The sequence below is a fragment of the Acinetobacter sp. BZX-2 genome (assembly GCF_055179795.1).
In genome coordinates, this window is the sequence record NZ_CM143686.1 from 2,900,128 (window position 1) to 2,913,362 (window position 13,235).

A 13,235-nucleotide genomic window follows, 5' to 3' on the forward strand; every position below is an offset into this window, starting at 1 on the left:
ATGAATAAAAGACTATTGCTAACAATTATTATTGTTTTAGCGGTCTTGGTTGCCATTGTAGTTTGGAAGAGCACCGCCTCTTCCGCTACAGTCCAGCAAGCAAAGCCATCATCACCTGACTCATCAACGCATGCAGCCGATGAAACCATGCAAAACAAAAGCAAGGACGAACTACTGCAAACAAACCTATTGAAACAATTACAAAGCTTACAAAAGCAACCAGGAAATATCACCCAATTTCTCAATGACTTTAAAGTAAACTGTCAGGTAGAAGACTGTGATGCTGCTTTAGCAAAAGCACTAGCAAACTACCCTGATCAAACATTTGCGCAGTTGGTTGAGAATTTAATAAAACGTATGCCGCAATATGAACAACGTATGCAAAGTACTGTGTTATCAACATCTTTATCACCTAAAGCGCGTTTTGATGCCTTATGGAAAATAAGAGAACAAACTTTGGGGCAAGCAGAAGCTATGCTTGGCTTTGGACAAGAACGTGATTATGCGGATTATCGTTTTGCGTACCAAGATTTAGCACAAAATCCAAACCTTAGTGCCGAGCAACGTTTAAAAGCTTTTGAAGAACTACAACGCCAATACCCAAATAGCAATCAACAGGAAAGTAAAATTGGGCTTTATGAGCAAGCTGTAACCCTTCTCAACCAAGGTCAAAATAAGACTGCTGAAACAGAGCGTTTAAAGCAGGAATTACAACAGCGTTACCTCACCCAACAGGAACGACAAGAGATCCAACAACGAGACCAACGTGAGGTTCAACAGCAACAACAAGCCAACCAATATCAACAAGCGGTCAGTCAATTACAGCAAGAGATGGAACCAATGAAAGCCCAACTCCCTGATGCTGAATGGCAAAAACAATATCAAGCACGTTTAGAAGACTTACGCCTTAAAATGTTTCCATAAAGTCTATTCCGCGATCTATATTTACGTATAGATCGCGGAATATTTAAGTGCTTTAAATTGTCATTTGTCTAAAGTTGATGATGTATAAATGAACTTAATCAATAATAAACTTAACTCATAAGCTATCTACAAAATTTTCAATTCAATCATTAACTTAAAATTAATTTGTGAATAAATTCATCTATAAGCCTGATGTAGCCAATAAAATCATGTAACACGTTGAATCACATACAGCTAACTTGAATTTAGCTGTATGTGATATGTGTTTAAATGATGGATTGATAAATTCATTTACCCCAATAGCATTGATCAAGCATGCGATTTGGTACGTTGCAATGCTTCATTCCATAAAGTTAAATGATACTGTCGCTGATCTTCACTCATATTCGGTTCAAAAGCTTTATCTAACTTCCATGATTCTGATATCTCACTTAAGTTATTAAAAATTCCTGCCCTCAACCCAGCTATGGCCGCAGCACCCCAAGCCGTTGATTCTAAAAGTTTCGGACGTAAAACAGGTACATTTAAAATATCAGCTTGGAATTGCATTAACATATCATTCTGACTTGCACCACCATCTACCCTTAACTCTTTTAAGGGTTGTGAAATATCAGATTGCATTGCGGTTAAAACATCTGACACTTGAAATGCAATAGACTCTAATGCAGCACGGGCAATATGAGACTTATTTGTACCACGAGACATTCCACACAATAATGCACGTGCATCACTATCCCAATGTGGTGCACCAAGCCCAGTAAATGCAGGAACAAGTACCACGCCATCCGTATCAGTCACTTGGCGAGCGAGGCTTTCTACTTCAGCACTATTTTCAATAATGCCTAAACCATCACGCAACCATTGCACAATAGCACCAGCCATAAATACACTCCCCTCAAGTGCATAATGCGGTTGCTTTTGACAGCTCCAAGCCAAGGTTGTCAATAACTGGTTTTTACTAAACTGGATCTGAGTTCCAGTATTAAAAAGCATGAAGCAACCCGTACCATAGGTATTCTTTGCTGTTCCTGCTTCAAAACAAGATTGACCAAATAAAGCGGATTGCTGATCACCTAAAACACCACAAATTGGAATTTCTGCACCAAGCAAACCAGAAGCGGTGTTGGAAATATAACAATCAGAATGAATAATCTTAGGCAGTACCGATGCTGGAATATTAAATAATTCAATCAATTCAGCATCCCATTGTTGGGACTCTAAGTTCATGAGCATCGTTCTAGAGGCGTTACTGGCCTCAATCACATGTTCAGAACCTTGGGTTAAATTCCAAATCAGCCAACTGTCCACTGTTCCAAAAGCAACATGACCTTGTTCAGCAAGTGCTCGTAAACCATCGACATTTTCCAGCAACCAAACTAATTTTCCTGCACTAAAATAAGGATCTATTCTTAAGCCTGTTTTTTTATGAATTTTGCTAGCAAGATCATTTTGAATCAGTTGATTACACCAATCTGTTGCACGGCGGTCTTGCCAAATAATTGCAGGTGCAAGTGGGCGCCCACTACGCTTATCCCAAACAATTGTAGTCTCCCGCTGATTTGTTAAACCCAGTGCTTTGATATCTTTGGCAAGCAATCTCGCTGATGCAATCGCTTGCTGAACAACACCAATTTGTGTTGTCCATATTTCCATAGCATCTTGTTCAACCCAACCTGAGTGTGGTGTCTTAATTTGTGTTTCTCGCTGGGCAGATGCATAGACTTTTCCATGCTCATCAAAAATAATTGCTCTGCTAGAGGTCGTTCCTTGATCAAGTGCGAGTAAATAGCTCATCTTTTCTTGTTTTAACTCTTGTAAAATGTTGATAGTAACGCAATTATATATTCAAACGCGTCATTTGCTATAACTGGCATGAATTATCTGCATAATTTATAACAGTTATGTTATGATAGCGTCGTTATCTGGGGATGTTATTGGCTTCGACGCTGATGATGAAGCTCATAGATGCATGCCGAGAGCGCATTTTCTCTCGTAAATCAAATTTGCATATTTTAGTCGCAAACGACGAATCATACGCTCTAGCTGCCTAAGGGCAGCTTGTCCGCTTCACTGAATACTTGTGGTCAGTGAACCCGACCGAAGCGCACGCACACAAGTCCGTATAAAGTCACGCCTCGGGGCTTTATACCAAACTTAGAGGATCGCGTTTTGTACCCTGTTCGTCGGGTCACTTAATGTTAAAATAATTGACGATATCTAAGCATGTAGTATTCTCGAGTGTAGTGTTGGCGGACGCGGGTTCAACTCCCGCCATCTCCACCAAATACCTTCCAAAACTTAGCAAAATATGCCAAGTTTTAAAGACAAAAGGCTTGAATCCTAAGGGTTTAAGCCTTTTTTCTTGCCTAGACATAACCGAACATAACTAGCTATAGTGTTGCTTTCCATGTATCCCCTTATGTATCCTTTAACAAATATTGAACTCAAGGGATACACGGATAAATGAAAAGATCAGAAATTAAACGTCGTTGCCTAAAAGCTTTTAATAATTTGATATTTAAGGGATAAAAAACAACCTATTTTATTTGACATTTTCTTTGACATTTTCTTTGACATTTTTCCAAATAAAATTTGACTAAATATATGAAATCAAATATTAATACCTTAACATTTTCTTTGACATTTTCACTGACAAATTATGCCAGAACAAAGTAAAACTTGGTTAAACGACACGACTCTTAGAGTTATGACATATAAGTCAGGCTCTTTTACATTTCAGTTAGGCTTTGAATTAAATAATGTTCAAGCCATGTTAGATAGAGTAAATGACTCACAAAATCGCTTTAATAAAACCCCTAGCCTATCTTTAATTATTGACCAAGTCCAAGAAAAAGTACTTGCTAGTAGTATTTATAGTACAAACACTATTGAGGGTGGCCAATTTACAGAAAAAGAAACAGCAGATATTTTAAAATTAGACCCGAATACTATTCAAAAATCAGAAGAAAGAAGACTAACCAACTTAAAAGAATCTATTGAATGGATTAAAAAATTTAGTTCAAAGCAATTAAGCCCTACAAAGGGAAAAGCTTTTGAACTTTCCACGATGTTCCAGCTACATACACTTGTATCTCAAAATTTAGAAGATCAACATAATCCAGCAGGACAGTTAAGGAATAATCAGCCATTCCAAAAAACAATCGTTGGTAATGATACTCATGGGGGAACTTATAGACCGCCTAAATGCCTAGAAGATATTGAATATTTAGTTCAAGCATGGGTAGAGTGGCTAAACAGTCCTCATATCATCAATCAACCCGTCGTTATTCGTGCTTGTTTAGCTCATTATTATTTTGAGTTAATTCATCCATTTTGGGATGGGAATGGTCGTACTGGTCGTTTGATTGAAATGTTTATCTTAGAACAATCAGGGTATGGGTTTAGTTCTTCAGCGATATGGAAATATTACCAAGTCAATATTCATGAATATTTTGCGTTATTTAATCACTGTCGCAAACAAGCAGATAAAAAGCAGGAGAACCCTAACCAGCTATTTATTGACTTTGTACTTAAAGGAATGTTTGAAATCATTGAATATTTACATGATGAAAGTAATAAACTAATTGAATTTCTGCTGTATCAAACAGCGTTGAATAGTGCCAAATTTAGTAAGAAAATTTCTGATCGACAATTTAATTTGATCCATAATTTAATGAGAGCTATTGGAGAAAATAGTAAGTTTTTATCTAAAGCGGATTTATATCGAAACCCACAAATTCAGATATTATATAACGGTAAGGTAGAAAGAACCTTTTATCGCGATGTGGATAAATTAATTGAGTTAAATTTCTTATCTGAGCAAGATGGACTCATTCTCATCGGTAGTGGATAACGAACCATTGAAACTCACTTTACGTTGAGCTGTTTTCGTGAACAGATTTTTTAACATTTTATAGATAGATCAATCTGAATTGCTTTGGGTTTCATACAGATATTTACGATAAACTAATAACCTAAAGACGCTCTATAAATAATATGCCATCTAAATGATCAACTTCATGTTGTATGATTCGGGCAGGAAAACCACTAAAATCCTGTATGATCTTTTCACCATTTAAAGTGCAATACTGCACTGTTATTTGTTCAGCCCTCTCAACTAACCCTCTTTCATTTGGAACACTTAAACAACCTTCTTCACCTAAAATGACTTGTGTTGATTTTTGAATGATTTCAGGATTAACCATTACGATTGCATCCATTTCAGGCGCATCTGGATATCTTGGATTTGCACGAGAAGCAACGATAATCATTCTTTTCGAAATATAAACTTGCGGTGCTGCAATTCCAACACCATTACGATTTAACATGGTTAGATGCATCGCATCAGATAGCTCTTGGAGCCAAATGCTAGAAAATTCCGTTTCAGCTACTGGTGAGGCAATGAGATTTAAAATCGCTTCACCACGTTGAGCTACGGGCAAAATTACTGACATTGTTATATTCCAAATCTGTACACATTCAATTTATATGATTTGACCAAAGTACTGTTCTAAATCACTGTTTAGATGGGCATTTAAAACCCAACGTTTTAACGCTAAAATTCACCCAAACCGACTTTCTATGATTGATAATACATTGCAATAAACTATAGTATTCTAAAATTTAAGAAAATTTTAATCTTTAAAACTTATAAGCATTTAAAACATCGGGAGTCAAATTATGAACAGTACCCAACTACTCTTTGGTGTCCTTTTTGGATCCATTGGTTTAGGTTATTTTATCTATGGAAAAAAACAGAAAACTGTCGTCCCATTTATCGTTGGGATTCTACTCATGACCTATTCTTATTTTATTGAAAGTACACTGCCTTTAGTTGGTGTAGGTGCTTTTTTAACAGTCTTACCGTATTTTATCCGCGTATAAAGATAGCAATTGGATTTAAATGATTTCTAAATAATGTCTAACTTGATTACGCCCACTGCTTTTCGCAAGATATAAAGCTTGGTCTGCTAAGCGGACAATATTTTCATGGCTATCCTCTTGATTTCCAACAGCTATACCTAAACTTGCAGTGATGTTAATACTTAAATCATTATAGACTTGGACTTGGGTCTTTTCAATTTGGTGACGACAACGTTCAGCAACCTCTTTTACCACGCTTAAATCATCTTCATTTAAAATTAGAATAAATTCTTCACCACCAAAACGCCCAACCATATCTTTATAACGAATATTTTGCGCTAAAATTGATGCAACACGACGCAACACACGGTCGCCAATCTCATGACCATAATTATCATTAATTTTTTTAAAATGATCTAAATCCAACAGTACTATTGCATAAGACAGGTCGTGTTTATCTAGACGTAAAAGCTTTTCGGAAATACTTCTTCTGTTATAAACATTGGTTAACCCATCTTTTTCACTAATTTTTTTAATTTCTTGTTCTCTATTACGCCACTGGTTGAGCAATATTTCGAATAAACTTGTACATATCAAAAAGATAGGAAAGTATAAAAATGCCATACTTCCAACCCAATAGGTATTTTTATAAATATTACTCGAATTTAATTTATCACTGAATACTGGCGCATATCCAATTTGGTTAGTTGCGCTTAAATAAATTAAGTAAAGCAAAACAACAGTTGAAGGAAAAATAACAATATAAATATATTTTCTTTCTATAAATAAGAAACCTAATGAGACAATACTAATATAACCACCGATGGTCGTTGGACTGGTTATCCCTATAGAAAATGCCGCATGTATATATAATATGGTAAATATTGAGATCACCAACAGCGGTGTAATTTGATAAAGAAGCTTATAATGGCGAAATTTATGTAGACCAACCAAACTAATAAAAGTGATCACAATAGTGACACTAATTTCAATAGTACGCTGAAGCATATAGTCAGGATCAATCCACTCCTGAACTTCTGGGGTAAAATAACTATAAATACACCAAATCCACCAAATGAATTGATCTAATCCACTCAATAATAAAATCAGTAAACTTTTGTCAAATGCACTCCAATTCATCATCATCCCTTGCGGAACAATACTCTGCAGCTTTGCTTTGATGGATTGAAGAAAAGTGAGTTTCATAATTTTATATACTAATTTTTAAGATCTTTATTTGATAAGGATTAATATTAACATTAATATTTCTTTTTTATAGCATTTGTTAATTTTTTCCAAGTAAAAATCGTACATGCAAATAATGCAATTGTTCAGCAGCACAACTGTTATGAATGATAAGTATAACACGATGAATTAAAGCTAAAATTTTACTGAATTTTTGTATCTTGCTTTCCTATCATGTCAGCAAGAAAGAACTGTTGTACGTTTTTAAGATATAAGCCTCTCTTCTTTTATTTCTTATTTCTTATTTCTTATTTCTTATTTCTTATTTCTTAAACATTAGAACTGAACTCCAAGCTTCTCTTTAAAGACTTTGCTTTGAGAATTTTAAAACCGCAATGAATCACCATACGACAAGGATGGTAAAATCTGCATCAATATTCATCAATCTTACAGACAATTGGGTAATGGCAATATTAATGAATATCAGCAAATTTAGTCCTATTCTTGTTTTCAAACCGTCATGCTGATCGCTCGGGACTTTTAAATATTCACAACATCAAACTTATCAAGTTGAAATCTCCAGTTTTTTTAAGACAAAATGAATCATTTAAAAAATCATTTTTAATGAAAATGTAGACATATACTTTAAATAATGAAAACCAATTCTCATAATTTAATATTTTCTGATACTTTACAACAAAGTACTAAACTAGCTAGTTCACTTTTTTTTTGTTAATTCACTTGCTAGAGTATTTACTCTTAATTTTTATATGTTATTTTGTAAAAAGAAGTAACTTTGAGTTATTTTTAGACATTTAAATCGCTTCTAGCTTACTCATTAAGCGCTTCAAAATATTCATTTTATTATATTAGGGAAAAATTAAAATGAAATTAAAAAATTTAACGATCGCACTGATTGCTGCAACAGTACCAACGACAGGTGTGTTTGCAGCTGCATTAGACCGTTCAGGTCAATCTATTTCAGCATTTCTTCAACCAAACAACTATTTTGAAGCTGGAATTTCTGTTTTAGATCCAACGGTTGAAGGTAAAGAAGCTGGTACAAGTCTAAGTCGTAATGACATCGGTGACATGGGTGATGACTATTATTTCCCATCAGCAGCAGTCAAACTTCAATTAACAGATAAAGTTTCATTCGGTCTTTTATATGACCAACCTTTTGGTGCAGATGCTGCTTATCATGGTGATAACGTATTCGTATCAAACTCAACAAATACTGTTTTACCTCCAGCGTCAATGGCTGCAATTCGTACCAGTACGATTGAAAGCACTTTCAATGGATTATCTGCTCAACAACGTGTGGGTGCATATCTACAATCGCAAAATATTGCCCCTACTTCAACTGCTGGTCAGCAAATAATAGCAGCCTACAGTACAGATGCAGCAACTAAAGCAGCGATTGATGCTGGTGTTAAGCAAGTCGTAACGTCACGAGTTGATGCTGGTCTTGCTCAAGTCAATTCAACACTCGGTAAAGGCAACACTAAAGTTGAAGTTGATACTCAAAACATCTCTATGATTTTTGGTTTCCAACCAACTAAAAATGTGAATGTTTACGCAGGTGGTGTTTACCAAACCATTAAAGGTAACGTAAGCCTACGTGGTCAAGCATACAGCCTATACAATGGTTATGATGCAAGTATTAAAGAAACTGGTGGTACAGGTTGGTTAGCTGGTGCTGCATTCCAGATTCCTGAAATTGCATTAAAAGCATCTGTGACTTATCGCTCTGAAATCGATCATGATGTTGAGGTTGATGAATCACTTTCTGCACTTGGTGCTTTAGCATTATTGCCAAATGGCGCTGCTGCTGTTGCTGATATTGCAAATGCAACAGGTAAAACAACCATTACTACACCTCAGTCTGTTAACCTTGATTTCCAAACAGGAATCATGGCGAATACCGTTGCTTTTGCTAACGTACGTTGGGTGAACTGGAAAGACTTCTCTATTCAACCATTGAAATTCGGTAAAGTTTCACAAGCTGTTGGTTCATTGGTTGGTCAACCAAATGGCTTTAACTTAGTTGAATATTCAGATGATCAATACTCTGCAACTGTCGGTGTTGGCCGTAAAGTGAATGAGCAATGGGCGGGTAACGTTTCTGTAGGTTGGGACTCTGGCGCAGGTAACCCTGTAACTACACTTGGTCCAACAGAAGGTTATTGGAACGTTGGTTTAGGTGTTCAATATAGCCCTACACCTTCAACCTTTATCGCTGGCGGTGTTAAATACTTCTGGTTAGGCGATGCTAAAGCGCAAACTGGTGCTCAAGCAGGTACAGATGGCTATGTTGCAGAATTTACAGACAACAATGCTCTCGCTTATGGTTTAAAAATTGGTTATAAATTCTAAGCATTTATAATAATAAAAAATCCCACAATCTTGTGGGATTTTTTATGTCTTAAACATTTTAAAACAGATCTTAAATCTAATTTACGAGCTTAGAAATCGTAAAAAGAAACTTCACCTGTTTCAAGAGAATATTCAGCACCGACCACTTTTAACTTGCCTTGTGCGATAAGATTTTCTAATACTGCAGAGCCATGACGTAATTGATTGACAGAAGCAAAAACATTCGATTTGATCGCATGTACTGATAACTTTTCTAAATCATTTTTAAGCTCAGTTTGCATCAAAATTTCAACGGAAGGACGTACTCGATTTACAATTGACATCAAGTTTGCTGATGATGGTGCGTTTGGATTTTGAAGCGCTTCAATGGTCGAATGAATCGCTCCACAATGACTATGTCCAAGAACGACCACCAATGGGCAGCCAAAGCTATCTGCGGCAAATTCAACACTTCCAACTTGCGAAGGCGCGACAATATTGCCTGCAACACGAATCACAAATAAATCACCAAAACCCTGATCAAAAACCATTTCCGCAGGAACACGAGAATCAGAACATCCTAAAATGATTGCAAATGGTTCTTGACTATCGACCATTTCTGATCGCTGCTGATGCGTCAAAAATTTAGTCAGATTTGTTTCACCATGTGCAAAGCGTTCATTACCTTGTTTCAATCGTTCTAAAGCTTCTTGAGCAGTTAGCATGTGTATTTTGTTCCAGTGAGTGGAGGTTGTATTTAATTCTAATGCCGTGGAATATGAAAGTCACTGACTAAAAATAAACTCTGTTACAATTTTTGTTAAGTGATATGAGCTTTATTAAAATACGTATTTTCAGTTTATATTGTCACTTATTCCTTAATAATTGATGCAATTGTCACAAAAAATCTTACAAATTCACTGATTATATCGTTTCAGCTTTGGCAAAAAATATACAAATATAACCAATACGGCAAATGTCGAAAAAATTAAAATCATCAATAATATATTTGCTTTATATAATGGCAAGCCATTAGCAAGGAACCATGTGAATGTCTGAACTGTCCAATAAAAAATTTCTTCATCTTTTAAATAGCATATTACTCAGTATGTCCACACTCGGACTATTTACTTTTAGCAATCACGCACTTGCTGCCAGTAATCCCCCTGAATCTATTGACTATTTAAAGATCATACAAGAAGAACGTGCTTGGGCAGGTTTAACATCAAAAACCTTACGTGTTGGCGATGTTGTTTGGTCATATAGCGAAGGTGGCGATAAAAACAAACCAACGGTTTTACTCATTCATGGTTTAGCCAGTAGCCGTGACACATGGAACAATGTTGCAAAATCACTTACACCTTATTATCACGTGATTATTCCTAATCTTCCTTCTGCGGGAAGTACACAAGTTCCTGAAAATTTTGATTTATCCGTTCCAAATGTAACCGAACAACTTAGACGCTTTATTGAAGCAGCCCATATTCAAGATAATTTAAATATCGCGGGTCACTCATTGGGTGGGACGGTAGCCATGTTCTATGCCGCTCAATACCCATTTGACACCAAAAGCCTGTTCCTCATGAGCACAGGTGGAATCTTTAAAAATAATAATACCAACTACTTAAAGAACCCTATTTATTTAAAACAATTACTGATTACTCAAAAAGGTGATTTAGATTTTGTAATGAAAAAGGTGATGTTTGATCAACCTTTTACAGCAAGTGTTATCCGAAATGAACAAGAAAAACTATTCATTGCTAAAGCGCCAGACACAGCAAAAATCATTAATCAAATTGATGCATTAAATCGACTTTATACTCCGACGACCTTCACAACGATGGTTAAAAATATTGAAGCTCCAACGCTGATTCTATGGGGAAATCAAGATCAAATCGTCAATGTTGATGTTGCAAATGAATTAAAATCAATTTTAAAGCGACCTGAAGAGCCTGTACTTTTAAATCGCGTGGGTCATATGCCACTTTTGGAAGCTCCAGAACGTGTGGCTGATTACTATTTGAATTTTTTAAATAAAACACAACCTTTAAAAAATCCCCTAGCCGATCAGAAAATGTATAAATAGAGCTTATAGAATGAAAAATAATCTTGTTGAACAACTCATTGATGCGCAGTTAGCTTTTATTGATCAAGAGTTTTCACAATCTGACACGATTAAAATTGAATTTACTGAATTTTATCATTGGTTTAGAAAGCACACTTTAAAGGATCTTTGGTCTTTTGAGGATATTAATCAACTCATTCAAAAACAAATTTTAGCAACACCGACAAGTCACTTTTTAATTGAACAAATTGCTGAACATATTCGTTTTGCATTGATCCACCCGAGTAATGATGACACCTTAATAGAAGATATTATCCCCGTACTCACCATCGATAAAATTGCACAATATGTTGCGAGTAAATCCGCTCATCGCCAAGCTTTGATTAAGCGTATTGTAAATAACCCATCATTTTCAATCATGCTGACGCAACTGATTCATCATTCAATTCAAGATTATATTGATAATGCTATGGTGAATAAAAAAGTGCCCGGTGTTGGCCGTTTTATGAAAATGGGGAAATCAGTGTTGGAATCGGTGACCGATACCAACTTAGATGATACCGTTAAACATTACCTACAGAAAAATATTATTAAAATTAGTCAACTCAGCGAACAAGTCATCAATCAACAATTTGATGATCATAAGCTCTATCATTTCCAAGCCAATCTTTGGCACAAGATCAAAAAAGTCCCGATTGGTGCATTACGTCAGTATATTGAAGTCAATGATTTACCCAATACAGTCGAAATGGGACATGAAATTTGGGAACATCTTCGTCAAACAGATTATTTAACCAAACAAGTACATGATGGTGTTTTTGCTTGGTATGTTCGCAATGAGGAACGCCCTTTTGATCTTATTTTAAGAGATATCAATATTGATGAATCTTTGATTCAAAATGAATTACAGATGTTGCTTGAACCGATTATCCAGAAAATGATTTCTTCTGAACATTTAAAATCACGTGCTCGTATTTATTTAGAAAAATTCTATTACTCAGATGAAACTTTAAAAATCTTAGGCATAGAAAAAGGCGCATAAAGCGCCTTTATTCTTTCTAAATTGACCGATTATTTAAAGTAAGCACCTTCTGCTTGACTATGGTCAGTTTGGTCAACAACACGTGCTAATTCAGGTACATGTTGTTTTAAAGTTGTTTCAACACCCTGTTTTAAAGTGACATCAATAGCTGAACAGCCTTGGCAACCACCACCAAATTTTAGTACCGCAGTTAAGCCATGTTCTTCATCTTCAACCACTTCTACCAATGCACAATTACCACCATGCCCCGCAAGACCAGGGTTGATTTCGGCTTGAAGGACATACGTGATTCGTTCTTCAATTGATGCATCAGGCCCAACACGTGGTACTTTTGAATTTGGTGCACGGAAAGTTAACTGCCCACCAAAACGATCTTTATTGTAATCAATAACTGCATCTTTTAAATATGGAATAGACGGCGCGTCCACAAATGCAGGGAAATCCGCATAATCTTGTCTGTAATCTGTAGGTACAACTTCTTCAGGTGCACTATATGCCATACAACATTCGGCACGTGGAGTACCCGCATTTTCTACGAAAACACGAACGCCAATTCCTGGAGTGTTTTGCTTCTCCAAAAGATCTTTTAAATACTCTTGCGCATTTGGAGTAATCAATAAATTTGGAATTTCTTCTGCAACTGCAGTATTGGTGTTCTCAGTCGACATAACTCTATCCTCAAGCTGAAGTCGGTATTTTAACTGAAGATGGGGCTGAATGAATAAAAATCAACTAAAATTGTCGGAATTGTTATAAATTTATTGGATAATCAATAAATTAATGGTTTTTTAATTTAGAAAT

General features: G+C 35.7%; 11 protein-coding genes and 1 other RNA gene. 7 read left to right on the forward strand and 5 right to left on the reverse strand.

The features are described 5' to 3' along the window. A complete protein-coding gene (locus tag ACY45D_RS13655; RefSeq protein ID WP_463107225.1) occupies window positions 1-924 on the forward strand; it encodes a lipase secretion chaperone in 924 nt (307 codons plus the stop codon). Window positions 925-1,233: 309 nt separating this feature from the next. Here ACY45D_RS13655 and glpK read toward each other — a convergent pair whose 3' ends face one another. Continuing rightward, window positions 1,234-2,718, reverse strand: coding sequence for a glycerol kinase GlpK (gene glpK, locus ACY45D_RS13660; RefSeq protein WP_463107226.1), 1,485 nt, complete (start codon window positions 2,716-2,718; stop codon window positions 1,234-1,236). A gap of 130 nt (window positions 2,719-2,848) precedes the next feature. Between glpK and ssrA the strand changes: the two genes are divergently transcribed. Both ssrA and ACY45D_RS13670 read left to right on the forward strand, forming a co-directional pair. Next, window positions 2,849-3,207, forward strand: a transfer-messenger RNA (tmRNA) gene (gene ssrA, locus ACY45D_RS13665). Between the two features lie 376 nt (window positions 3,208-3,583). Continuing rightward, window positions 3,584-4,777 carry a Fic family protein gene (locus tag ACY45D_RS13670; RefSeq protein ID WP_463107227.1) on the forward strand — a complete coding sequence of 398 codons (1,194 nt, stop codon included), beginning with the start codon at window positions 3,584-3,586 and terminating at the stop codon, window positions 4,775-4,777. A gap of 121 nt (window positions 4,778-4,898) precedes the next feature. On the opposite strand, the gene def is transcribed toward ACY45D_RS13670, so the two are convergent. After that, window positions 4,899-5,378, reverse strand: coding sequence for a peptide deformylase (gene def / locus ACY45D_RS13675; protein ID WP_463107228.1), 480 nt, complete (start codon window positions 5,376-5,378; stop codon window positions 4,899-4,901). Between the two features lie 226 nt (window positions 5,379-5,604). Between def and ACY45D_RS13680 the strand changes: the two genes are divergently transcribed. Further along, window positions 5,605-5,808: an amino acid transport protein gene (locus tag ACY45D_RS13680; RefSeq protein WP_463107229.1), complete on the forward strand. Its 204-nt coding sequence runs from the start codon at window positions 5,605-5,607 to the stop codon at window positions 5,806-5,808. Between the two features lie 15 nt (window positions 5,809-5,823). On the opposite strand, the gene ACY45D_RS13685 is transcribed toward ACY45D_RS13680, so the two are convergent. Beyond that, a complete protein-coding gene (locus ACY45D_RS13685) occupies window positions 5,824-6,993 on the reverse strand; it encodes a GGDEF domain-containing protein (protein ID WP_463107230.1) in 1,170 nt (389 codons plus the stop codon). 864 nt (window positions 6,994-7,857) lie between these two features. Here ACY45D_RS13685 and ACY45D_RS13690 point away from each other — a divergent pair. After that, window positions 7,858-9,348 (forward strand): long-chain fatty acid transporter, encoded by a 1,491-nt coding sequence (locus ACY45D_RS13690; RefSeq protein ID WP_463107231.1) that lies wholly within the window; start codon window positions 7,858-7,860, stop codon window positions 9,346-9,348. 89 nt (window positions 9,349-9,437) lie between these two features. On the opposite strand, the gene ACY45D_RS13695 is transcribed toward ACY45D_RS13690, so the two are convergent. Then, the gene (locus ACY45D_RS13695) at window positions 9,438-10,052 is read right to left on the reverse strand and encodes a carbonic anhydrase (protein WP_463107232.1); all 615 of its coding nucleotides are present in this window, start codon (window positions 10,050-10,052) and stop codon (window positions 9,438-9,440) included. Between the two features lie 326 nt (window positions 10,053-10,378). On the opposite strand from ACY45D_RS13695, the gene ACY45D_RS13700 reads away from it, so the two are divergent. Next, the gene (locus ACY45D_RS13700; RefSeq protein ID WP_463107233.1) at window positions 10,379-11,413 is read left to right on the forward strand and encodes an alpha/beta fold hydrolase; all 1,035 of its coding nucleotides are present in this window, start codon (window positions 10,379-10,381) and stop codon (window positions 11,411-11,413) included. A gap of 10 nt (window positions 11,414-11,423) precedes the next feature. Then, complete coding sequence (locus ACY45D_RS13705) at window positions 11,424-12,434, forward strand: hypothetical protein (protein ID WP_463107234.1); 1,011 nt, start codon at window positions 11,424-11,426, stop codon at window positions 12,432-12,434. Window positions 12,435-12,463: 29 nt separating this feature from the next. Here the strand turns inward: ACY45D_RS13705 and nfuA are convergent, their stop codons facing one another. After that, the gene (gene nfuA, locus ACY45D_RS13710; RefSeq protein ID WP_463107235.1) at window positions 12,464-13,102 is read right to left on the reverse strand and encodes a Fe-S biogenesis protein NfuA; all 639 of its coding nucleotides are present in this window, start codon (window positions 13,100-13,102) and stop codon (window positions 12,464-12,466) included. Window positions 13,103-13,235 lie beyond the last annotated feature (133 nt).